Origin of the sequence: Olleya sediminilitoris (assembly GCF_016785945.1) — a bacterium.
GTDB lineage: Bacteria > Bacteroidota > Bacteroidia > Flavobacteriales > Flavobacteriaceae > Olleya > Olleya sediminilitoris.
Genome location: NZ_JAEMEF010000018.1, coordinates 43,147 through 67,988 on the forward strand (window position 1 = coordinate 43,147; position 24,842 = coordinate 67,988).

Below are 24,842 nucleotides of genomic sequence, written 5' to 3' on the forward strand. Positions count from 1 at the left end.
TAAGCCTATAGTTTTTGACGTCTTTTAAAATGAATGATAGGATACATTATAACGCCTAAAATTAGCATTAAAAAGTTTTCTCTTTTTACTTTAATAGCCTTTAAATTTTTTGAAAATTCTATAGAAGATTTTATATAATTAAAAAGAAAAACTAGAAATGAGATTCCGCTAATTTGTATGCCTGCAAGTGCTAATTGAGGTAATTTATTATTTTTAAATACAAAGTATAAAACAAATAAAATTAAAGCAATACAGAAACTAATGAAGCTTAAGGTTGCTATTATATTGTAATCTTTTAAATCTTTGTCTGTAAGTATAATTGGTTCGGATCCTGATTCAAATACAGTATCCATAGCAGTTAATCCATTAAAATTTGTTCCAACAGATAATTTACTAACTCTTAAAAAATGTGTTAAAGGATAAATAAATAATCCTAAACCTTTTTGAATCAAAGTTTCTTCTTTATGTACTGTTTTAACAACTAAGGTATTATAAGTAATTGTTGATTTTATGTAATTGAATATGAATATAACAGCTGATACTCCAGCAATTTGTATACCTGCAAGTGCTAATTGAGGTAATTTGTTATTTTTAAAAACAAAATATAAAATGAATAATATCATGGCGATGCTAAGGCTAATGATATTAATTTTTGATAAAGATTTATAATTTAAAACCTCTTTATCTTCAAAATGTACAATTGTAAAATTATGATCTAAACGGTCAAGCTTTGAGCCACGATTAAACTTTTTATTATACCAATTTTTAATAGGTTCTGTAATGTGGTCAAATTCAAAAATCCCTCTGTCTTGTGTTGCTCTAGTAGTTAAAAATATACTTAAGGGTAACATGATTAATGTTGAAAACCAAGCAGCCAATACAGGATTTAAGTTTCCGTTTTTAGCACTATTTTCTGCAAATAAACCAATAAAGTGATAGGTTAAAAATAAAACAATAGCAATTACCATTGGTAAACCCAGTCCACCTTTACGGATTAATGCACCAAGAGGAGCTCCAACAAAAAATAAGATAATACAAGCGACTCCTAAAGCAAACTTTTTATGTAATTGGATTCCGTGTTTGTAAATTCTAGAATTTTCACCTTTTAAATTACTTTGTTTTGATTTTATAATTTGTTGTGTACTAGAAATACTATTAATAGCATAATCCAATACTTGAATTTTACGTTTGGTTTTAAATATATCTAAAATATTACCTTTGAAAATACTGTCTTTTTTAGCATTTATCGTTAAGTTTATTGTAGATAAATTTGTTCTGGTGTATAAAGCTTTAGAAAAATCTTTAACTGTAGTTTGTCTTTTAGTTTTTAAGGAATCTATTGAAAAATTAAGTTCAGCTACATTAAGCATTTTATAATTATCGTCTACATTTTTTTCATTTAAATCCACATTATTTAGATTAGATAGATCATAATTTAAGACATGCTTTTTAAATTCACTTTTTACAAATGGTTTTTTATTACGTTCAGCTATTTTTTTAGGAGGTGTATCATCATAGTAATACCCATCGTATAGTATTAGTTTTAAGATATTAGAATCTTCAGAACTAGCCAATTCTCCTGTTTTAGCAATTATGGTGATGTGGTTACCAGAAAAACTTTTTCCGCTTTTTTGATGTATGGTTATGCCTTTTAGAAATTTACCGTTTTCACCATATTTCTCTTCAACTTTAATATTTAATTGGTCACTAATATCATTAAACTGACCTTCTGCAATTATCATTGCAGGTTTAACTTTTGCAATGTTGCGTCTTAAGTTAAAGCTGTTATATTCTGCCCAAGGTATAACGTTGTTACTAAAAAAGAACGTTAATATAGATAATCCAACTATAAATATACCTAAACCTGACATAGCACGTTGCAGTGATATACCTGTAGATTTCATGGCTGCAAACTCATAATTTTCGGCAAAATTACCAAAAACCATTATTGAAGATAATAAAATTGTAAGGGGTAAAATTAAAGGTATTAATGTAGGAGTAATGTACATTAAAAATTTTAATACAGTGACAAGATCTAAATCTTTACCTGCTAATTCTTTAATATATAACCATATAGCTTGTAAAACAAAAATCAGCATGAGTATTACAAACACGCTGATAAAAGTTTTTAGATATGAAGTTAATATGTACCTATCTAATATTTTCACTTAAGATTAATCTAGTTTATTGATGAAATAATCCTTGTATTTACTGTTGTCAAAGGTAAATAACGATTTTGATAAAGTCTCGTTTGTTTTAAAAGCGTTTACTGTTAAAGTCGTTTTAGTGCTATTTTTTCCAACTTCAATTAATCTGTAAATATGCTTTGTTTTGTTATCAACACCTAATAAAACATATTTGATTTCAGAATTAGAATCAATTGGTGTTAATTTTACATATTGTATTTTACGACCACTTACATCTTGTACTATGTCCATGTTATAAGTAAAACCATCTTTGTAAAACGATAACATTTGACTAGGTGTAATGGTGCTTTCATCTTCATCACTTCCTTTAGATATAGTAACTTCTTCATCTTCTGTACTAATGCTATAAATGTTTTGACCATCATAAATACGTGTAATACCTAAGATGTTTAATCTGTATTTTTCGCCTTGCATGACTACGTCACCTTTAGTTTCTTGCTTAATATTTTCTTCAAGATTCTCTAAAACATATTTAAAGTCTATTGAAATATTTTGGTAACTTTTCGCTTTAGCTGAAACTTCATTTAACAATTGTTTTGCTTTATTATCTTGAGCAAAAATAGTTGTTGTTGCTAATAAAAATAATACTAATACTTTTTTCATTTTAAGTGTAATTTATTTCTTTTCGTTTTCTAATAATTGATCAAGAGCCACTAAATCTACCACTAACACCTGTCTGGCTTTACTACCTTCAAAACCACCAACAATACCTGCTGCTTCTAATTGGTCAATTAGACGACCAGCACGATTGTACCCTAGTTTTAATTTACGTTGTAATAAAGACGCAGATCCTTGTTGAGCTGTAACAATAATTTCGGCAGCATCTTTAAACAAGACATCTCTGTCAGTTATATCTACATCAAGACTTGTGCCACTTTCTTCACCAACATACTCTGGTAATAAATAGGCGTCAGGATATGCTTTTTGACCACCAATAAAATCGACTATTTTTTCTACTTCAGGTGTATCCACAAACGCACATTGTATACGTATCATATCATTACCTTGAGTGTACAACATATCACCACGACCAATTAATTGATCGGCTCCACCTGCATCTAAAATGGTTCTAGAGTCAATTTTACTTGATACTCTAAACGCTATTCTTGCTGGGAAGTTAGCTTTTATAATACCTGTAATTACGTTTACAGATGGACGTTGTGTTGCAATAATTAAATGTATACCAATAGCACGAGCCAGTTGTGCTAGTCTTGCAACTGGAGTTTCTACTTCTTTACCAGCAGTCATAATTAAGTCAGCAAACTCATCTACAACCAGTACTATATATGGTAAGAAAGCATGACCATCGTTTGGATTTAGTTTTCGTGCTTTAAACTTGTTATTGTATTCTACAATATTTCTACATAAAGCATTTTTAAGCATTTCATACCTGTTATCCATTTCAATACACAATGAATTTAAGGTGTGTATTACTTTGGTATTATCGGTTATAATGGCTTCACCTTCATCAGGAAGCTTAGCTAAATAATGTCTTTCAATTTTATTAAATAAAGTTAATTCAACCTTTTTAGGATCTACTAAAACAAACTTTACTTCAGCAGGATGCTTCTTATATAATAATGAGGTTAGCACAGCATTTAAACCAACAGATTTACCTTGACCTGTTGCTCCAGCCATTAAAAGGTGAGGCATTTTTGCCAAATCGACCACTAGGGTTTCATTACTAATAGTTTTACCAATAGCTATTGGTAAATGCATTTCGGTTTTCTGAAACTTTTGTGAGGCTATAACAGATCGCATTGATACGATTGTCGAGTTTTTATTTGGTACCTCAATACCAATGGTTCCTTTTCCTGGAATTGGAGCAATAATACGTATCCCTAAAGCCGATAATGATAATGCAATATCATCTTCAAGGTTTTTAATTTTTGAAATTCTGATACCAGCTTCTGGTACAATTTCATATAACGTTACCGTTGGACCAATTGTCGCTTTTATGCTTGCAATACCAATTTTGTAGTTGTTTAATGTTTCTACAATTCGGTTTTTATTATTTTCTAGTTCTTCTTGGTTTATGGTAACCCCTTCGTTATCATACTTTTTAAGTAAGTCTAAAGGAGGGAATTGGTAATTACCCAATTCTAGAGTAGGATCAAATTGACCAAAATCTTCAACTAATTTATTAGCTAAATTATCGGTTTCAGATAATTCCTCTTTAACCGTTTCAACTTCTATTTCAACCTTAGGTTCTTCTATTTCTATTTTAGGCGAAATGGTTTCCGTTTTGATAGTTGTTGTCGGTTGCTTTTTAGGAATTGTTGGATTAACTTCAAGTTGAGTTGTACCTTCTATTTTTGAATGATTTGAAATTGTAGGCTCTACTTTTTTGTCTACTTCAAAAGCTGATTTCATGGCTTCAGCTTCATCTGAATACGAATTGTCAACAGGTACAAAGTCATCATTAAAATCTTTTTGAATATCTTTTGATGCTTTTTTAAACATTGAGGCAATACGCTGTGGAGTAAATTTAAATCGGATTGCTAAATAACTAATAAAGGCAAAGGTTAATAATAGAATTGTACCTATTTTACCTATGTAATCTTGGAAGAAGCTATTAATTTCAAAACCAATAACACCACTTAGGCTATCATTAATATGTGTAAAAAAGCCGAAAAATATAGATAGCCAGATAATAACTAAGATGCCCCAAAACCAATGTTTACGCAGTTTAGCTTTATTTAAGTCTGTTAAAACATATATACCAGATAAAAAGGTTAGTCCAGAGATTATAAATGAAGCTACCCCAAATCCACGTTGTATAAATAGGTCGCTAATCCAAGCCCCAAGTTTACTTAGCCAGTTTTTAGTAACTACTTCTCTTGATCCAAATTCGCTTAAAGCGCTTTGGTCAACATGTCCTGTAAATAAATAAGATAAAAAGGCAATAAAAAACAAGATACCTAATATTATTAAAAAGCTACCAAGAACTAATTTTTGCTGACTACTAAGCGTCAAATCAGGTTTTTTTATGCTTTTTTTCTTTTTAGGTTTAACTGTTTTTTTTGCTTTCGCCATTATCAGGTTTTAATTTGTGTAAAAATACAAATAGTTAACATTTATCCTAATGGATAATTGTTTAAAATAGCTTAGGTATATAAATAATCAATCCAATGATTGTTGAAGCTATTGAGGCGATAAATACAGCGCCTGCTGCAATGTCTTTAATAAAGCCAATTTTTTCATGATGTTCAGGATGTATAAAATCTGCTATGGCTTCAATAGCAGTATTAACACCTTCAATACTCATTACTAATCCAATAGCAAAGCATTGCATGATCCATTCGGTTGCAGAGATGTTACAATATAAGCCAGCAATAGTAACTATTACAGCTATACAAAATTGTATTTTTATACTGGCTTCTGTTTTTAAAAGCATGAGCATACCTTTAAAGGCATACCCAACGCTTTTTATTCTGTTGACAACGAAAGGTTCTTTGGTGTCCATATATTATAGGGTCTCTAATGCAGCTTTATAATTTGGCTCGTCCGCTACTTCTTGTACCTGCTCATTATAGGTAACTGTTCCATTTTCATCTAAAACAACTACACATCTAGAGTGTAACCCTTCAAAAGCACCTGATGCAAATTCTAATCCGTAGTCTTTACCAAATTGTCCTGTTTTAAAATCAGATAACATGGTAACGTTTTCAATACCTTCTGCACCACAAAATCTAGCTTGTGCAAATGGTAAATCTCTAGAGATGCATAATACTTGTGTATTATCCATGTTAGCTGCTTCTTTATTAAAAGCTCTTACCGATGTTGCGCAAGTACCAGTATCTACACTAGGAAAAATGTTTAGTACTACTTTTTGCCCTTTATAGTCTGATAGTTTTTTTACAGATAAATCACTTACAGTTAATGTAAAGTCTGGAGCTTGTTGTCCAACTTGTGGGAGTTTCCCTGTAGTTTCTACTGGATCGCCTCCTAATGTTATTTTTGCCATTTTTATTAAGTTTTGTTTCTAAAAGTAAAAATAGTTAATAAAGAATGTAATTAATACCTCTTAGCAAAATTTTATTAAATAGTTAATACTTATTATTTCAACATGAACCATAGTTAAAAGCTATATTAAAATAGTAACAATCAATTTTTTTAATGGTAAATTTATGAGGTATATAACTAATTTTATCTCGAATTAAAAACTAAAAATTACTGTTATGGAAAATAATCCTCATTCAAGTCATCAACAAAATGGTGAAAACTTTGACATTAATGAAAGTGCTGCAAATTGCCCTTTTTTAAGCGGAACCGTTAAACACACTTCTGGTGGTGGAGTTAAAAACCGCGACTGGTGGCCTAACGAGTTAAAGCTAAATATTTTACGCCAAAATGCTTCTAAATCTAATCCAATGGGAGACGATTTTGATTATGCAGAGGCTTTTAAAAGCCTAGATTATGAGGCTTTAAAAGCAGACTTAACTGCATTTATGACAGACTCTCAAGATTGGTGGCCTGCAGATTATGGACATTATGGAGGATTAATGATACGCATGGCTTGGCACAGTGCAGGAACTTACAGAGTAGGAGATGGACGTGGAGGCGCAGGTGCAGGAAACCAGCGTTTTGCACCTATAAACAGTTGGCCTGATAATGGTAATTTAGATAAAGCTAGATTATTGTTATGGCCAATCAAACAAAAATATGGTAACAAAATCTCTTGGGCAGATTTAATGATACTGGCAGGTAACTGTGCTTTAGAGTCTATGGGCTTTCCAACATTTGGATTTGCAGGAGGGAGAGCAGATGTTTGGGAACCTGAACAAGATATATATTGGGGAAGCGAAACAGAATGGGGAGCCAATGATGATAGATATGAAGATGGAGATTTAGAAGATCCTTTAGCAGCAGTAATGATGGGTTGGATATATGTTAATCCTGAAGGTCCAAATGGTAATCCAGATCCAATGGGTTCTGCACATAATGTTCGCGAAACGTTTGGAAGAATGGCTATGAATGATGAAGAAACGGTTGCTTTAGTTGCAGGTGGGCATACCTTTGGTAAAGCGCATGGAGCAGCAGATCCAAATGAGTATGTTGGAAAAGAACCACATGGTGCACCAATTGAAGAGATGAGTACAGGTTGGAAAAATAGCTTTGGAACAGGAGTTTTAGACGATACAATTACAAGTGGTATAGAAGGTGCATGGACACCAAACCCTACACGTTGGGATGCCGATTATTTTGATGTATTATTAAACTACGATTGGGAGCTTACCAAAAGTCCAGCAGGAGCACACCAATGGAAACCAACTGCAGCATCTAAAGCTAGACAAGCCCCTATGGCTGGTGACGCTAGTAAAAGACAAGATTTAATGATGACGACTGCTGATATTGCACTAAAAGTAGATCCAAAATATTTAGAAATTTCTAAACGTTTTCATGCAGATCATAAAGCCTTTGAAGATGCCTTTGCACGTGCTTGGTATAAATTAACGCATCGTGATTTAGGTCCTACATCACGTTACTTAGGTCCAGAAGTGCCAAAAGAGACCCTATTATGGCAAGATCCAATTCCAGCAGTAGACTATACATTAAGCGCTGCTGATATTGCAAACTTAAAAGTGATGATTATTGATTCAGGTTTAACCGTATCACAATTAGTAACAACTGCTTGGGCTTCAGCATCAACCTTTAGAGGGTCTGATAATCGTGGTGGTGCCAATGGAGCGCGTATTGCTTTAGAGCCGCAACGTAGTTGGGAAGTTAATAATCCAACAGAATTAAATAAAGTACTAGCTGTACTTGAAGGTATTAGAGGTGAATTTGAAGGTACCGTTTCTTTAGCAGATTTAATTGTACTTGCAGGAAACGTAGGTGTAGAAAAAGCATTAAAAGCAGCAGGATATAATCAAGAGGTAGCCTTTTTACAAGGTAGAGGAGATGCTACACAAGAACAAACAGATATAGAGCAGTTTGGATATTTAGAGCCTTTAGCAGATGGGTTTAGAAACTATATTAAAGGTGACTTAAAAATTGCTGCTGAAGATTTATTAGTAGACAGAGCAAACTTATTAACACTTTCTGTACCAGAATTAACTGTTTTAGTTGGAGGTTTACGTGTATTAGGTGCTAATTATGACGGGTCTGATTATGGTGTTTTTACTGACCAAGTAGGTACATTAAGTAACGATTTCTTTAAAAACATTTTAGATTTCACTTACACATGGAAAGCAACTTCTGAAGACGATAGATATTTTGAAGGAAGTAACAGAAATACAGGTGAAGTTAAATTTAAAGGTACAAGAGCAGATTTAATTTTTGGTTCTAATACAGAACTTAGAGCAATAGCTGAAGTTTATGGTGCAAACGATGGTCAAGATCGTTTTGTTAAAGACTTTGTTGCTGCTTGGACTAAAGTGATGAATTTAGATCGTTTTGACGTGAAATAAAATACGTTGACATATTATTTAAAGGAATGGATTTACATAAAGTCCATTCCTTTTTTATTGACTACGACTAATTTAAAAGTCGCTTTTTTAAGTTGAAAGCTAGGTCTTTAGGTTTAGAATTAGATTAAAAGTAGCGACATAGTCAATTTTTAAATACATTAAAATAGAAACACAATGAATACAGAAGCCCTTTTTGAAAGTATAAAAAATAGAGATACAGCAGGTTTAAAAGCCATTTTAGCGGAACACCCAAGGTTAGCAGAAGCCAAAGACCAACGTGGATTTACACCATTAATTTTGGCTACTTATTTTGATAATGAAGCAGCAACAAAGGTTTTGGTTGAACATCATGCCCCAATCAATGATAAAGATGCTTCAGGAAATACTGCACTGATTGGTGTTAGTTTTAAAGGTAATATTGCATTTGCAGACTATTTAATTAAAAATGGAGCTGACTTAAATGCAGTGAATAATAACGGAACGACAGCTTTAACTTTTGCTACCCAATATGATAAAATTGACATTGTAAAGTTATTATTGCAACACAAAGCAGATACCACTATTAAAGACAACAATGGTAAAACCGCTTTAGATTATGCTATAGAAAAGAAATTTGATGCTATAGTAGCCTTATTAAAGTAAAACTGTTAGACAATAAAAAAACCACTTTGTTACTACAAAGTGGTTTATACTATGGGTTAGATAGTTACTAATCGTTTTTAGTAAAATAGCCTTCATTTGATACTGCAGCATCACTAACGCTTATGCTAGCTGTTTTAAACCAAACTTCAGCATAATTACCATCTGCATATTGTTTAGCAATATCTCCATTATGAGTTTGTGCACCAGAGCACCAGTTTTTATTTACATCAGGAGATTTTCCGTTGGTTTGGTTATAAGCACCAAGCTTAAAAAAGCAGCCTTCGCCTGTGTATGCTTCTGGACGCTCTACGCCATCTTGACCTTTTGGAAAAAATAGTTGTTTAGTTTGTTCAGGGATATCTGCTACAGTTGTATATTCAGATTGTATTATGTTTTTAGTAAATGTTTTGGTTTCATGTCCTGGACTTGTAAACGTTAAATTCATAATACCATTTTTCACTTCAATTGTATAAGTAAATTCTTCGCCTAACGCAATCCCCTCTTTTGGTTGTTCTGGATAGGTATTGGCATCGCTACCAACAACCGAGAAGTCGTTACCCCAAACCGCAGAAGAATAATCCCAACGTTTTGAATTATCGTCTCCAGCAGTATTAATTTCGTAATGCCAAAAAACAGAACCTTTATCGTGTCCAGGATACTTTTTGTAAAAAATTTTTAACGGTTCGTTTTCAAAAGCATCAGCACTATGAATTTGTCCAACAACTACCGAATGGGTTGCAGCCACACGAGCATCTCCAGTAGCAGACACATTCATTACTTTTAGTGTGGCAGTCAATTTATCGTTTGCTGTCTTTGGATACCATTTTTTTATTTGTGCTAATTCGGTTCTGGTGTTATTAGAGGTTCCGTGTGTATCTCCACCATTAGGTGTTTTAAACACAACCCAATCTGTTTTACCATCATTTGTAGTATAGAAAAAGTCTTTGTTTTCAAAATTATTAGCAATTCCAGCATTAGATCCATCACCTAAAATTAACTTCCAGTTATCAAAAAACGGAATTACAGAATTGGCATATTTGACTTTAATAGTATCTTTTATAACTGTATTAACTTTATTGGTATTGGTTTTTACTTGGTCTTTACAACTGTTTAGTAGTCCAATACTTAATAGGATTAAACCCAATACTAAGTTGTGTTGTTTTTTAATCATTTTCATTTAGTTCAGTTTAGTTTAGTTTGTTGTGTCTAATTAATTATTTAAAAAATAATTAATGGTGGTTATAATAACTTAAGTAATATAATGAAAAATTGGTTAACCAATTCATGTTGCCTTAAATTCATTTTAGATTTAAAACGATGCTCTAGTATTTGTTGGTCTTTTCTATATTATTAATTGGTTTTAGAAGTAATTGCTAAGGTGATTAGTGTGTTAGCTTATAAACATCACAATTGACCTACAGTTTTAGTTTTTACATCTGATACTATTGTGATGTTTTTATATTTCTTTTTTGTGGGTTTATTTAGGTTGTAGTGTTGTATTTATAAGATTAATTTAGGACATAGTAATTGTTTATAACATCAGAAAATATTTTATGTGTCAACCAGAACCATGCTAATTATATATACACACCTGAACGTTTACTGCTTGAATTGCTAAGTTATGCATTAAGCTTGGTTATTATTAATACACTTTAATCATGCTATAACCATGTTATAACTACTTTATAAGCATGCTATAACCACGCTATAACCCTTATTGAAATATTTTGTATATTACTGTATTATAGGTGTTTAATATAAAATTTAAGGATATGGCAAAACAGACAGGAATTATACCCTTAGTAGGGACGATAAATGGTGTTAATTTTTATTATTTACATGGGAAACCTATTGCCAGAAAAGCAGGTGGTGGGTTTACTAAAAAGGCTATAAAAAGTAAGGCCAGTATGCAGCGTGTGCGTGAAAATGCTAATGAGTTTGGGCATTGTTCTGCAGTTAATAAAGCGTTTAGATTAGCTTTGGCTCCGTTTTATAAGGGGTACACGTTTCCGCATTTTCATAGTCGTTTGATGAGCTTATTTACGCGTTTAAAGACCTTAGATACTACTAATGCACGTGGTATGCGTACGGTAGTTAATGGTGTAGGGCAGGCGAAAGGTTTGCAATTATTGGAACAGTTTAATTATACACCAGCGTGCGAGGTGGCACAGGTATTGCCTTTTGAGTATGGTGTGTCTGATAGTGATTATGCTTTGACTTTTACTGATTTTAATATTGATCAGGTTGGTTTTGCAGATGGTGCCACACATATTGCACTGACTTATGGTGTTTTGGATTTTGATTTTGAGCGTTTAGATTATGCTTTGCATATGGCAGCTCCTGTAGTTATGGATGGCAGTTATGCTGGATCTACTTTGACTTTAACGCCTGATACTTTGCCTACTGTGATTGGAACTAGGCTTTTAGTGCTTGGTGTGCGGTTTTACCAAATGGTTGATGGTGCTTTGTATGCTTTAAATGCTAAAGACAGTGTTGGTCTTAGGGTTTTTAAATGTTTTTAGAGGACTTGCCCTAATTAGTAAAATAGGGAATTAAAAGCTTTGAAATTTATTATTTATGTGCAGTTTTAATGCCTGTAAATATAACTATGCTTGCAAAGCAATATACTATTGATTAGTAGCCAAAGGGTAGCGGAAAACATTAGTATTAATAGCGGTTTGTAATACACTATTAAAACAGGCTTTTGCAATAGCAAAATCAAGACTAACTTATGATAATAATTATATAAGTGTTTTATTGAAAAATTAATGAGTTTTTACTTGTTTTTAACTACAGTACTTTGTTGTAAACAGTTTTATGACACCCAAGTTGTTTTTGTTTTGACTATTACCCAAGCCCCATTTCTGAGTTCACATTTAACGTTCATTCCTTTTCCGTTCATTAAACCTCTTACTATTTCAATTTCAAATTCGGCTTTAGTTTTTGTCTTATTAAATACTATTCGAGATAATCGTAATGATTTAATGAAAAAATCAAGTTCTCTAATTTTATCATTTTCCTTGATTAGAATTATTCCAACAGGATGGTTTATTTTGTCAATCTTGAACTCTTTTTTAGGTAAACCGCTTTTTTCGTCTAAACTATCTGGTAATATCAGGAAGTCGATTTTGGATAAGTAAACTTTTGATGTGTCAATTCCTTCACTTTTTATTCTCTCAAAAAGTTTGGTTTTATCCTTAACTTCAAATCGTTCATTAAATCTTTCAATCTCAAATTTCTCAAGAAATGAATAATCTTTGTGATTATACAAAATGTCTTCTCCTAAAAAGGATAAAGTTTGGTTATAAACAGCGTATTCGAGATTTTTTAATTTTGTAGCATTTTCTAATTTGCCATTATTAGGTTTACTTTTTTCACATCCTAAAATTGAAATAATTAATAATATAAAAATTGATTGACCAATAAATTTCATATAGATGCAGTTTTTCTCAAATTGGTTACAACGTTTTGTGTATGGTGCGTTTCCCGAAGGGTATGCACTATACATGTTGTTGTACGCTTTTATTTTTTATTCTTTCAAGAAAGCTAGGTTCTCAGGATAAACTTTCATGCTTTTTATCATTTTTGATGCCCGTTTGAAATTGTACTCTTTGACATTATAGAGAGTTAGTTCTTTCCAGTCTTTCTGAATGTCATCTAGAACCAACTCCAACCTATCATCATTATTGAATATTATGCACTTTTCCAGTTTGTGCCTGAGGTGTTCAAATTTCTCCGAGTTTAGCCTATGTTTTTCACTTAGATTACTGGGTTTGATAACTTTATTAACCGTACCTAGTAAAGTACTAATTCCAGCCATAATAGCAACCCATACGATTATATCTTCTTTGTCATTAGGCATCTGTTTCAAGTAGAAAGTTAAACCAGCTATTATTGCTGGTATACCAACAATTAACCAAGAAAGAACCTCAGAAAATGTATTAAGGTGTCTCGATTCGATTCTATGTGCATGTTCAAGAGTGTGAATCTTTCTCATCCAATCTAAGCCAAGTAGTTTCTGCTTGTTATAGTATTTCTTAATTTCTCTGTCAATGTTATAAAGGCTTGGGAAAATATTAATTTGTTCATACTTAAAGCCCGTATCTGAGTCGTTCTTTGGACCCACAACTTTTGACAAATCATTTAGCCCTTCATCCGAATTGAATAAGAACAAAGTTGCGGTTAGGGGTGTGTTAGAATTTGAACTATGATATTCATTTATTGAAACAGAATATTCTTGTCCTATCGTTACTGTTTCACTAGAAGTTTTTTTAATCGTAACATTTTCTATGTCAACATTTAACTCAGACCTTCTTTTAGTTAATCCTTTGTCATCTTTTTCAGACTTCCAATCTATTCTATACAGGCTTTTTTCTGAAGTATCATCTGTTGCCAAAACTTCATACCTGTTGTTAGAGATGCTACCAACTAATACATGGCTTTGAGCATTAAAGAGATGGGAATGAACTTTGTATTTTCCATATTCATTTTCTTTAAATTTATTTTCAAAAGATTCATCCCAAATATGAAGTCTCAAAATTTTACGATTATTCTCAGACTCATACCTATACAATTCAATCGATAAAAAACCTTGTGAGCCGATTCCAGCTTTTGGATTGTCCTTTTTGAAAAATGTTAAGCCTTCAAAAATTAATCGCCATGCAAATTGTGTGTTTATTCTTCTTCTAGCTTTAAAAGCTTTTAAGGAATAGTCTGATAGTATTATGAGTTTAATAAAGCTTATAGCCACAGATGATTCATTAACTGAGTATTTACTCAGAATCTCATCATATTCTAATAAATTTTTGTCTCGGTAAATGCGTAAGACTAAATTGTCAATATCAATCCTAACATGAAATTCACTTGGGACAATATGTTTCAATAGATTATCTCCAGTTGCTTTAAATTGATATTTTGAAATGTATGATTCCATTATTTTTTTATCTCGCTAATTGCGTACAACGTTTATGTATAAGAATAGTTGCGGGTTTGTATGCGAGGATTTTCCGAAGGAAAATCAGACGTTACAAACACGCAAAGACCTTTGATTAAGCACTTAACCGCAATTATTTTTATACGGTGTTGTGCGTTCGTTTTTTTATCAATTACATCCAATTTTCGGAAGACATAACATTTGTGGTAAACCTCCCAAAATTGATATTCCTACTTTTTCAGATTCCAATTTAAAATATAGAATATTATTCTCAATCTTTTCAGGTAATTCATTCGGTAAACTCATTCGATAAATAATTGCCTTTTCCAAATTATCACTTAAAAAAGCTATGTTACTTATTCCACGAGGCGATTCCATTTTTCCAATTCCGATAGTTTTAAAATTCTTGATTACGTGATAAGAATTCTGATTATTCAAATCCCTTAATTTTCCCAAATAAGTAATTTCAGTTTTTGAGTGTAATTCGGTCAATATTTGTTTTTCCAAAATTTTGTTTTCAGAAACAAATTGTTTGTAAAACTGTAATTCAGATAAACCAAAAGCATACTTTTCAGTCAATTCTTTTCCGTTCATATTTTGATTGAAAACTAAAGTATCCAAAATTATGTCAGATTTATTCTTTTCCGTTTCTGCTTGATATTCCGCAATTCTGTTATTCCACGGGTCAATTTGTTTCTGCTTTTGATTACAACTAATCAACAGAAATAAAATCGGTAAAAAAAGAATTTTATTCAAACTCACAATGTTTTTCTTAAATGACGCACAACTAGTTATATAACAACTAATATAGTTGTTTTTGGGGTTGTATTTCCCGTTATGACCATTTTTGTTAGTACCTATCAAATAAGTGTCATTTTATTATAGTTGTATTTTTTATAATTAAAAGCTAAATTACAATAATGCGTTTGCAAGTACAATACGTATAACTACGTATTTTTTAGCTAGTGATTATTTTGTGTTTTAAAAAGTGACCGTAATTAATTGTTTAATTTTAGTCTACCTATTTTTGGACAACACATTATGTAGTTACGCTGGGTTAACACCAGTGATCCGTCAAAGTGGGAGTAGTGTAAAAGGACGTCCTAGAATTAGTAAAATAGGGAATCAAAAGCTCCGCAATTTATTATTTATGTGCAGTTTTAATGCCTGTAAATATAACTATGCTTGCAAAGCAATTTATGATCGATTAGTAGCCAAAGGGAAGAGCAAAAAATTAGCATTAATAGCGGTGTGTAATACACTACTAAAACAAGTTTTTGCAATAGCAAAATCAGGACTAACTTATGATAATAATTATAGAAGTGTTTTATTGAAAAATTAATGAGTTTTTACTTGTTTTTAACAACAGTACTTTGTTAGGCAACGTTTTTTTAATTCGTAGGTAATCCTAGTTTCTCGAATAGAATTCGGTTTCTCATTTTGGCATCTTTCAATAATTTTTGATATGATATTACTTCAATATATGCATTGTATTTATCGTGAAATTTAAAATAACCCATTGAATCAGGTGTCTTTTTAAAATCTTTATCGTCTAAAACTTGTTTTAAATTTTCATTGAAATCTAAAACTATATAAGCGTAAAATGGTGTGTTTGCATTAATAAAATCAATTTTTTTCCCTTTTCTGTCAACGCCTTTATTATCTCTTATTGTTCTTATATATTGTAAAACTTGGTCAACTGGATTTTTTTTATAAGATTCAGTTGTGTAACCTTGTCTTTCTGGTCTTTTGAACTCAATTATAGTAAATGAATGATGTGGTGCTTCGTCATTCACGAAAGCAAAACTATCATTAAATATTAATAAATCTGGTCTTTGTAAATCTTCGCTATCCGATACTTTTATACTTTTAAAAGATTTATCAGAGGAAAGATAATTATGGTAAGATAATCTTTCGTCTATTAACCATAAATTCTGTTTGTCGTAGCTAATTTCGTCAGATTCCGAACGAATAGGGAAGAAGATATTATGTATAGTTTCCTCTGTTTGAAATTTATTATCTTCTATTCCTAAGAATTTATCTAATAGTTCAATAACAGCTTTTCTATGAACTATATGTTTCGCTAGATTTGCCTTTCCAATGTCATTAAACTTTTCTATATACTCAGCATATTTTTCCTGATACTCTTCTGTATTTTGTATATCCTCATTTGCATTTAGAACTTCTTCTCCTAATTCTTTTATTTCTGATTCGAGTTCATTTTGCGCTTTAAAAAGTTCAATATCAAGTTTATTACCTTTTAAATTTGGTGGTAATTTCTTTATAGTTTCAGGATGATATTTTAATATTGTTTTATATTGAGGTGAAGAACTATAAATATGAGATTGATAATTTTCAAACTTTTCTTCTCTCACACTTGATAAATATGGTTCAAGAAGTTTTTCTATTTCTTCTACCGCATTATTTCTAATGTTTTTGATTGTTATTTCACTAGAATCATCTTCCTCTTCATCCTCGTTTTGTTCTAAAATATTAAAATCGATTCTTTCACTATCTACAGCTTCATCAAAAACTGTACTTGTCAAATAGGCGTGATAAACAAAATGATTACCATCTTCATCATTTATTCTTCTTCCTAAATCTGATATATATTTATTTAACAATTCGAATTTTACTTCTCTGTTATTTGCACAATAATGAATTTGATGACTCATTCTTGTATTAAATACTCTTAAAAGATATAAATGAAATGTATTATCATTTATTGTTAATTCTGACTCTTTAATAGAACCTTTAAAAGTATTTTTATAATAATCTTGTAATAATACTTTTTGTCCATTTTGTTCTCTTAAAGTTATATATGGACATTTATTTTGTAAAAAATAAATAAGAAAATGTTCTACTATTTTTTCTGCAATATCTTCTAAAGGTTTTGGACAAAATTTCTGATATTCTTCTCTATAATGATTTAATTCAACCTTAGTCCAAGATTTACTTTCTGAGTTAGATTCTTCTTTAAAGTCAAAAATACCATTACCGATTTGCTTAAACGTGAAACTGCGTGTTAAATAACTTCCATTTGATTGAAAAGAACTATTGTAATTAACGTGATTAAATGCTTTTAAAGCAACAAATCTTCCAATTCCTTTAGCTCCTTTTTCAATTTTATAATCAGATTCTGCTGTTAAAAAAGAGTTTAAATTATTGTCATTAAAACCAGAGCCATTATCGTGTATTAAAAAACTATTTACAGGATATATGTCTACAACTTTTAGATTCTCATACGTTTCTTTTTTACCATTTCGTATTATATCAATAATAATCTGTCCAGAATCAAGATTACCTTTTTCTTCAATTGCGTGTATAGAATTACTTATTGCTTCAAATAAAGGCCATAAGGCTTTTCTTTTCGGCAATTTTGTATTTCTAACTTTTCCTGCAATGTTTGTATGAAACTCTCTTTTTTTCGTCATTTTTTGTCAAATGTTGCCTAACGTTCAGTATAAGAAACGTAGGGCAGGTGATAAGCGATACGTTTCGGTTTGGTACTAAGCCAAATATAATATTTTGCTTTTATCTTTTTTGTTGAAAATGCCAAATTTTATATTTGGCGACTTTATAAATAAACACAGACTTTTCGGAAAGCCTTAATTGCCCTATGTTTTTTATACATTGTTGCCTGCTGTTTTTTATTCTTTAGTCAATGTTGCTGTTTTACCAGTCTTTTTCATCTCTATTTCATCAAACTCATCAGGTTTTATTTCTGATAAAAAGTATGTTTTTTGAATCAGTTTATCAATGGAATAAATTCTATTATTAATCTCTATAACATCTCCACTGAAAGAGTCAAAATAATAGCTAATGTTTTCTGAATTATATTTTTTAGATTCGTTCTCATTTTTAAAAATAAAGTTTCCTATAAAATTTTTTTCTAACCATTCAGAAGTGTATTCCTCAGATGCTGTGCCACCTCCTCCATTCCAATAACCATCTTCAGAAATTATTTTAGTGTTACTTTTAAAAAAAGTATATTCTTTATCTTCCTTCTTTAAGGTAAGAGTATTTTGATTTATACTTATAATTTTTATTTTATTATTAGTATTTGAATTTAAAGAAAAATCTATCTCAAGAATGCTAGGCTCCATAAAATTTTGATTACAAATAAGTACTGGTTTTTTATCAAATTCTGAATATACTATATCAGAGTAAAATTCACTATTTCCATAAGCATCTTTTATAAGTTTATTTTCTTCTAAAATTGTTTTAAACTCTTTTGATAACCATAATATTTCATTGTCCATAAAATATTTTATTAATTCAGGTGTAATTTTAGGTTTAGTCTCTGAAAGAAAACCATTAAAAAGATAAACCTTTGTATTTTCTATATTTGTACCAACCCATTCACCTTTTATGTTTTTATTTCCGTTTTTTATTTCTTGAAAAATGTTTGTGTGTTCTGTAATTGTTATTTGATGATTGAATTCGAATTTACCTAGTTTTTTTCCTTTAGGTTTATCTCTATAAATTAATCCTGATTTTGCAGTAACATATCTTATTTCTTGTGCTGGCTTACTTATTTGAATCTTAACTTTTTTATCGTTTTCACCGTCTTTTTTGTTCTCACAGGCAAACATTAAAATTGTTATTAATAATAAAAATATATTTTTCATTTTTTCTGTTTTTCCTATGTTGAGTTTCGTTTACAAATAGCTGGCAACTGTTTATATAACAACTAATATAGTTGTTATTGGGGTTGTATTTCCCGTTATGACAATTTTTGTTAGTACCTATCAAATAAGTGTCATTTTATTATAGTTGTATTTTTTATAATTAAAAGCTAAATTACAATAATGCGTTTGCAAGTACAATACGTATAACTACGTATTTTTAGCTAGTGATTATTTTGTGTTTTAATAAGTGACCGTAATTAATTGTTTAATTTTAGTCTACCTATTTTTGGACAACACATTATGTAGTTACGCTGGGTTAACACCAGTAATCCGTCAAAGTGGGAGTAGTGTAAAAGGACGTCCGCGAATTAGTAAAATAGGGAATTAAAAGCTTAGAAATTTATTATTTATGTGCAGTTTTAATGCCTGTAAATATAACTATGCTTGCAAAGCAATTTATGATTGATTAATAGCTAAAGGAAGCGCAAAAAAATAGCATTAATAGCTGTTTGTAATACACTATTAAAACAAGCTTTTGCAATAGTAATATCAGGATTAAGTTATGATAATAATTATAGAAGTGCTTTATTGAAAAATTAATGCGTTTTTACTTGTTTTTAACTACAGTACTTTGTTACCTGTAGTTTTTTATTCCGCAACTTGTTTTAATAATTCCGCAGTTTTTGGTCCGATTTCTCCGTTGTATTTTAATTCAGATGCTTTTTTATAAGTCAGCATTTGGTAAAAAATACAAGCGTTTAAAAAAGCTCCATATTTATTTGGATGGCTATCATCTTCATAAAGTTCAATTTCTGGATGTTTTGTCAAAACTTCGTAGAATTTATTTCCGTTGTCAGATTTCAACAAGCTGTTTTTCTGTGCAACTAAATCGTACGATTCATTTATTAGTTTAGTTTCTTGTTCTAAATTCTCGAGAGTTGGCGAACAGCATCTATCTTTTTCTATCGATTTATCAATCATTCTTGATGGATAGCAGTATTGTTCGGGATATTCATTTTTAGAAGGCCAAGTATTGAAAAGTATAAATTTACATTTTGGATTAGAAACTAACTTTTTAATATCCGAAATCGCTTTATTTACTTTTAAATCACGATTTTCAGGAATCAAGACGCTCACAGTTCCAGTTTGCAGAATAATAACATCCCATTTTTTTTCGGCTATTTTTATTTCAGTTTCAGAGGTTTCTCCTTCTTCTTTTTTTCTTGTACGAATTCCGTTTTCTGTGCGAGAAGTGATTATGTCAGATAAATGACCAGATAATGATTGTCCAGGCAAGGTGCTTTGGTCAATTTTGATATTCGGGTGAGTTTCGTTTAGCATCATTTGAAGGGTTTGTGGCATATCATAAAAATAGGTTAGACTATTTCCAATAAACAGCACATTTATTTCCTCAGAAGTTTGTGTTTTATGCGATTTACAACTCGTAAATGCAATAGTCAAAATGATTAGCAGAAAGTTTCTCATAAATTACAGGTAACGTTGTTGTATATGGTTTGTTGCGTGTTTTAAGCACCTAATTTAGCAAATACAAACCGAATAGAAAATCCGAGAGGATTTTCGTAAGTAGGCTAGAACTAGCAATAAATTATATACGGTGTTAGCCACTGGCTTTTTTTATTTCCGTTTCTATTAATTTTCCATCTTTCCAAGTCTCAATTTTTGTTATTTCTCCTTTGGAATTATAGAAATATTGTTTGTCAATTGGTTTGTCGTCTTTAAAAATTCCCTCGTATTTTGTATTTCCATTTTCGTAAAATTCACGATAAATTCCGTTTTTATCGAGGTCAATAATTTCAGATTCCGTTTTTAAAAATCCGTTCGGATAATATTCTTTGAAACTCTCTTTTTCTATGTCATCTTTTAACTCTTGGATTACTCTTTGAATTTTTAATGAACCGTCTTCATAATATTCCGTTTCGACAGTTCTTTTTAAATCGTGTCCATCGTGTTCAGAATATTCATAAGAGTAAGTTGAGATTTTTTCCAAAAGTCCGTTTTCATAGAATTCTTGAGTTCCCATTTCTTTGTCGGCAGTATAAAAGTCAATCCAATATAATTTTCCGTCTTTTTGGTAATTGAAAAAATTTCCTTGTCTTAAACCGCAGAAATAGTTGTATTTAGATTCGAGAATTCCATTTTCGTAATAATCTTTCCATTCTCCGTGTTTTTTCCCTTTTCTGATTGTTGAATTATTTCCAACTCCACAACCTGCAACATAGATTTTTGTGTGATTAGTTTCATATTCACAATTCTTGAATTCTCCAGTTGTTTTAATCTGTCCATTTTTATAATATTCCGTGTATTTTCCAATTAAAACACTATCGATTAAAAATCCTTGAATTTTGGCTTGTCCATTATCATATTTCTCAACATATTCAGTCTGCGAGTAAATAAAACTCGAAACTAAAATAGTAAGAAGTAATGACAATTGGTATTTCATAAAGTTGGTTTCAGCTTGTGGCTAACTAGTTATATAACAACTAATATAGTTGTTTTTGGGGTTGTATTTCCCGTTATGACAATTTTTGTTAGTACCTATCAAATAAGTGTCATTTTATTATAGTTGTATTTTTTATAATTAAAAGCTAAATTACATTAATGCGTTTGCAAGTACAATACGTATAACTACGTATTTTTTAGCTAGTGATTATTTTGTGTTTTAAAAAGTGACCGTAATTAATTGTTTAATTTTAGTCTAACTATTTTTGGACAACACATTATGTAGTTACGCTGGGTTAACATCAGTAATCCGTCAAAGTGGGAGTAGTGTGAAAGGACGTCCTAAAATTAGTAAATAGGGAATTAAAAGCTCCGAAATTTATTATTTATGTGCAGTTTTAATGCCTGTAAATATAACTATGCTTGCAAAGCAATTTATGATCGATTAGTAGCCAAAGGGAAGAGCAAAAAAATAGCATTAATAGCTGTTTGTAATACACTATTAAAATAGGCTTTTGCAATAGCAAAATCAGGACTAACTTATGATAATAATTATAGAAGTGTTTTATTGAAAAATTAATGCGTTTTTACTTGTTTTTAACTATAGTACTTTGTTGTGCTTAGTTATTTATTTTTAATCGAGTCTATTTTTTGTTGAGTTTGTTCCTTTATGTCGTCAACCATTTCATCCGTCAATATTACTTCACTTTCGGGTTTTTTATTTTGAAAAGAACTTGGAAAAAAGTACTTGTAAACTGCTACAAAAATTCCAAATGATATTAACCATATAAAGATGTACTTTTTAATTTTTTTAGTTCCAAACTTATGAATCATTTCAGTCAGGTTTTCAGACTGGATTGCTCTTCTCTCAGGTATTATTCTTTCCTTTTTTCCATTCAATTCCTCAACGCAATTATAACCAGAAGTTGTCAAGAAAAATACATTTTCATCATTTTCCGTTTCGATATAATCCATTGCTACAAGTTCTGATATAACTCGTTCATAATTTGGATGTGATTTCCCTTCTTCGTCAACAAAGTCAGTTTTATGCAACGATTCATTTTCAGATTCGTAAATCCGTTTTAGATTGATTATATGTTCTTCGTCTAAATACAGTTTTGTCTAATTAAGCACAACGGTCTCGGCTATGAGTAGTTGCGTGGGTTAGCATTTAACTTTGCAAGTACACACCAAGTTGGAAATTCCTGCGGAATTTCCAAAGAAGGCGAGAACAAGCAATTACTTATAGCCATTGTTGTGTGGCGTTTTTTTGTATTTTTCTTTATATTAATTTTTTCATACAGCCAAATCATCAGCTCTGATTTTTTTAGAATCGTTATCTTTTTGTTGCAACAAAGCAAATCCAAAAGTTAGAACTCCAACTCGACCAATAAACATTAAAATAATTATCAATGTTTTCCCAATGTTAGATAAATCTCCAGTAATTCCGGTGCTTAATCCAACAGTTCCTAAAGCGGATGCTACTTCAAATAATATGCTTTCAAAAGAAAAGTTTTCAAAGTAAGAAAGTAAAAATGAAAACAAGAAAATTAAACTCGTATAAAGCATAAAAGTAGATGTCGCAACATATATTCTCTCAAATGGAATAAGTCGGTTTAAAAATGTGATTTTTTTCTGACCAAACAATCGGCTTTTCAATATCGATAGCATTGCCGTTAATGTCGTTATTTTCATTCCTCCTGCTGTTCCCGAAGGCGAAGCACCGATATACATAAGAAAGGTTACAAGCAACAATATTGGCAAAGATAATTCACCGATAGGTATCGTGTTAAATCCAACAGTTGTCATAGCTGACATTGCTTGAAAGAAAGAGGTCATTAGTGAACTATTTGAGCCAAGAATAGATGATGACTCTGTTGTGTAAATGAGTAAAGTACCTAAAAAAAGCAAAAACAAAAAGCCATAAACAATGATTTTAGTTGTAAACGAAATTTCTTTTGATTTACCTCTAATTCGATACCACAAATCTGTAATTACAATAAAACCCAAAGAACCAGAAATTGCTAATACAGAAATAATTGTATTAATAAAAGTATTGTCTTGATAGCTTTCAAAACCATCATTAAACAATCCAAATCCGGCTGTACAAAATGATGAAATACTATGGAAAATTGAAAACCAAATTACTTTTAAACTTCCCATTCCAGAATTTGTAAAGGCAAAGTAGAAAAGTATAGCACCAATAGTTTCCATTATTAGGGTAAAAACAATAACGCTTTTGATGAAATCTTTTATCTGAATTGTATTGGGTAAAGTAAATTCCGCACCTATTAATTTACTATGCCAATGGGTTATTTTTTTTGTGGTAAATATTAAATAGTATGTCGTTAGCGTCATGTATCCAATTCCGCCAATTTGTATTAATGCCATAATAACAAACTGACCGAAAAAATTATAGGAATCGAAAACGCTTATAGTTACAAGTCCAGTAGTTGAAATAGCAGATGTCGAAATAAACAAATTATCTAAAAAGTATATGTCGGTTTTGTGAAATAAAGGAATAGACAGTAAAATAAATCCAATGAGCGTATACAAAAAGAATCCCCAAACTAAATTCATTTGAGGTGATTTACTAATTTGGAATTTTCGGTACCAATTAGATATTTTCTTGTATGTTTTATTTTCCATTTTTTGTATTCAGTTTTTTTTGTAAATGACACACAACGGTCTCGTATAACCGTCAGTTACGGGATTAAAGTTAATGATTTTCGGTTAAGCACTGACGTTAGCAATTCCGAGTGGATTCGGACGTAGTCGAATCCGCCGTAATTGCGGTTATACATTGTTTTACCCAGTTTTTTGTTTGGTTAATATTCGTTTTCTTTCCGCAATTCGATTCTCAAATTTTGGGTTATGTTCTATTCCGTTTATAAATTCAGATTCAAAACTTCCAATTGTAACGAACTCAAAGTCCACAAAAAAGAAATGTTTTAATCCGTTTTGTTTCAAAATCAGATCACGATTCTTTTCAGGCAATCTTTCAATTTCTAAAGTGTCCGAAACAGGTTTTTCAAATTGATAAATCCGCAATTGATTTGTATTCAGTTCCAGTATTTTTTTCAGTCCGTTTAAGTCAGTTTGGACATCCATTTCCATTTGACGAACAGATAGATTTTTGAATTCAGTTCCATTTTGAGTTTTTAAATCCGTTTTCCACCATTTAATTACCTCATTTGGTAGAAACTTATGAATGAATATTATATTAAAGTCCTTGTCAAAAAGTTCCCAAATTTCTTCGTTAGAATTTATTTCAAATGTTAGTTCGTTCATTTCTCAAATTGGGTACAACGTTGTTGTATAAGGTTTGTTGCGTTGGTTTTGCAGTAAAGTTAGTAAATAATTACTGACAAAGAAAGTCCGCGAGGACTTTCGAAAGTAAGCAAAAAGCCAGCAATAAATTTTATACGGCTTAAGTTAGCATTTTAATAAAAACATTAAATTTAAGACATATAAATAAGAAAGCACAAAAGAGAGGAATAAGGTTAATATATACGCAGAGACTACAGATCTCGTCAACATTGAAAATCCCCTCTCT

Annotated in this window: 19 protein-coding genes and 4 pseudogenes; 7 read left to right on the forward strand and 16 right to left on the reverse strand. The window is 30.8% G+C overall.

Features of this window, described 5'->3' with window-relative positions; genetic code table 11:
- Positions 1-5: 5 nt before the first annotated feature.
- From JAO71_RS15235 to tpx, 5 genes are all read right to left on the reverse strand, one after another.
- The gene (locus JAO71_RS15235; RefSeq protein ID WP_203001651.1) at positions 6-2,168 is read right to left on the reverse strand and encodes an LptF/LptG family permease; all 2,163 of its coding nucleotides are present in this window, start codon (positions 2,166-2,168) and stop codon (positions 6-8) included.
- 6 nt (positions 2,169-2,174) lie between these two features.
- On the reverse strand, positions 2,175-2,810 hold the full coding sequence (locus JAO71_RS15240; protein ID WP_028290452.1) for a LolA family protein: 636 nt from the start codon (positions 2,808-2,810) through the stop codon (positions 2,175-2,177).
- A gap of 12 nt (positions 2,811-2,822) precedes the next feature.
- Positions 2,823-5,243: a DNA translocase FtsK gene (locus tag JAO71_RS15245; protein WP_054850763.1), complete on the reverse strand. Its 2,421-nt coding sequence runs from the start codon at positions 5,241-5,243 to the stop codon at positions 2,823-2,825.
- 61 nt (positions 5,244-5,304) lie between these two features.
- Positions 5,305-5,673, reverse strand: coding sequence for a diacylglycerol kinase (locus JAO71_RS15250; RefSeq protein ID WP_028290454.1), 369 nt, complete (start codon positions 5,671-5,673; stop codon positions 5,305-5,307).
- A gap of 3 nt (positions 5,674-5,676) precedes the next feature.
- The gene (gene tpx / locus JAO71_RS15255; protein ID WP_203001653.1) at positions 5,677-6,174 is read right to left on the reverse strand and encodes a thiol peroxidase; all 498 of its coding nucleotides are present in this window, start codon (positions 6,172-6,174) and stop codon (positions 5,677-5,679) included.
- A 214-nt stretch (positions 6,175-6,388) separates the two neighbouring features.
- Between tpx and katG the strand changes: the two genes are divergently transcribed.
- A complete protein-coding gene (gene katG, locus JAO71_RS15260) occupies positions 6,389-8,620 on the forward strand; it encodes a catalase/peroxidase HPI (protein ID WP_028290456.1) in 2,232 nt (743 codons plus the stop codon).
- A 174-nt stretch (positions 8,621-8,794) separates the two neighbouring features.
- The gene (locus JAO71_RS15265; RefSeq protein ID WP_028290457.1) at positions 8,795-9,262 is read left to right on the forward strand and encodes an ankyrin repeat domain-containing protein; all 468 of its coding nucleotides are present in this window, start codon (positions 8,795-8,797) and stop codon (positions 9,260-9,262) included.
- Between the two features lie 67 nt (positions 9,263-9,329).
- Here the strand turns inward: JAO71_RS15265 and JAO71_RS15270 are convergent, their stop codons facing one another.
- A complete protein-coding gene (locus JAO71_RS15270; protein ID WP_203001655.1) occupies positions 9,330-10,439 on the reverse strand; it encodes a polysaccharide lyase family 7 protein in 1,110 nt (369 codons plus the stop codon).
- Between the two features lie 595 nt (positions 10,440-11,034).
- Between JAO71_RS15270 and JAO71_RS15275 the strand changes: the two genes are divergently transcribed.
- On the forward strand, positions 11,035-11,784 hold the full coding sequence (locus JAO71_RS15275; protein ID WP_203001657.1) for a hypothetical protein: 750 nt from the start codon (positions 11,035-11,037) through the stop codon (positions 11,782-11,784).
- A 43-nt stretch (positions 11,785-11,827) separates the two neighbouring features.
- Positions 11,828-12,031: pseudogene (locus JAO71_RS15900) on the forward strand (IS110 family transposase); the annotation flags it as partial.
- Positions 12,032-12,077: 46 nt separating this feature from the next.
- Here JAO71_RS15900 and JAO71_RS15280 read toward each other — a convergent pair.
- The 3 genes from JAO71_RS15280 to JAO71_RS15290 form a co-directional block, all read right to left on the reverse strand.
- Positions 12,078-12,695 carry a hypothetical protein gene (locus JAO71_RS15280; protein ID WP_203001659.1) on the reverse strand — a complete coding sequence of 206 codons (618 nt, stop codon included), beginning with the start codon at positions 12,693-12,695 and terminating at the stop codon, positions 12,078-12,080.
- A 96-nt stretch (positions 12,696-12,791) separates the two neighbouring features.
- A complete protein-coding gene (locus JAO71_RS15285) occupies positions 12,792-14,195 on the reverse strand; it encodes a hypothetical protein (RefSeq protein WP_203001660.1) in 1,404 nt (467 codons plus the stop codon).
- Positions 14,196-14,363: 168 nt separating this feature from the next.
- Positions 14,364-14,951, reverse strand: coding sequence for a hypothetical protein (locus JAO71_RS15290; protein ID WP_203001661.1), 588 nt, complete (start codon positions 14,949-14,951; stop codon positions 14,364-14,366).
- A 283-nt stretch (positions 14,952-15,234) separates the two neighbouring features.
- On the opposite strand from JAO71_RS15290, the pseudogene JAO71_RS15295 reads away from it, so the two are divergent.
- A pseudogene (locus tag JAO71_RS15295) lies at positions 15,235-15,537 on the forward strand (transposase); the annotation flags it as partial.
- Between the two features lie 49 nt (positions 15,538-15,586).
- Here JAO71_RS15295 and JAO71_RS15300 read toward each other — a convergent pair.
- The gene (locus JAO71_RS15300; RefSeq protein WP_203001662.1) at positions 15,587-17,629 is read right to left on the reverse strand and encodes a hypothetical protein; all 2,043 of its coding nucleotides are present in this window, start codon (positions 17,627-17,629) and stop codon (positions 15,587-15,589) included.
- A gap of 216 nt (positions 17,630-17,845) precedes the next feature.
- Complete coding sequence (locus tag JAO71_RS15305; protein WP_203001663.1) at positions 17,846-18,826, reverse strand: hypothetical protein; 981 nt, start codon at positions 18,824-18,826, stop codon at positions 17,846-17,848.
- Between the two features lie 298 nt (positions 18,827-19,124).
- On the opposite strand from JAO71_RS15305, the pseudogene JAO71_RS15310 reads away from it, so the two are divergent.
- Positions 19,125-19,426, forward strand: a pseudogene (locus JAO71_RS15310) (transposase); the annotation flags it as partial.
- A gap of 48 nt (positions 19,427-19,474) precedes the next feature.
- Here the strand turns inward: JAO71_RS15310 and JAO71_RS15315 are convergent.
- A complete protein-coding gene (locus JAO71_RS15315; RefSeq protein ID WP_203001664.1) occupies positions 19,475-20,311 on the reverse strand; it encodes an SGNH/GDSL hydrolase family protein in 837 nt (278 codons plus the stop codon).
- Between the two features lie 133 nt (positions 20,312-20,444).
- Entirely contained in the window at positions 20,445-21,287 is an 843-nt protein-coding gene (locus JAO71_RS15320; RefSeq protein ID WP_203001665.1) for a toxin-antitoxin system YwqK family antitoxin, read from the reverse strand.
- A gap of 277 nt (positions 21,288-21,564) precedes the next feature.
- On the opposite strand from JAO71_RS15320, the pseudogene JAO71_RS15325 reads away from it, so the two are divergent.
- Positions 21,565-21,866 (forward strand): annotated as a pseudogene (locus tag JAO71_RS15325) (transposase); the annotation flags it as partial.
- A 44-nt stretch (positions 21,867-21,910) separates the two neighbouring features.
- On the opposite strand, the gene JAO71_RS15330 reads toward JAO71_RS15325, so the two are convergent.
- From JAO71_RS15330 to JAO71_RS15340, 3 genes are all read right to left on the reverse strand, one after another.
- Positions 21,911-22,339 (reverse strand): hypothetical protein, encoded by a 429-nt coding sequence (locus tag JAO71_RS15330; protein ID WP_203001666.1) that lies wholly within the window; start codon positions 22,337-22,339, stop codon positions 21,911-21,913.
- A 243-nt stretch (positions 22,340-22,582) separates the two neighbouring features.
- Positions 22,583-23,935 (reverse strand): TrkH family potassium uptake protein, encoded by a 1,353-nt coding sequence (locus JAO71_RS15335; RefSeq protein WP_116822551.1) that lies wholly within the window; start codon positions 23,933-23,935, stop codon positions 22,583-22,585.
- Between the two features lie 159 nt (positions 23,936-24,094).
- Positions 24,095-24,577 (reverse strand): hypothetical protein, encoded by a 483-nt coding sequence (locus JAO71_RS15340; RefSeq protein WP_203001668.1) that lies wholly within the window; start codon positions 24,575-24,577, stop codon positions 24,095-24,097.
- Between the last annotated feature and the right edge of the window lie 265 nt (positions 24,578-24,842).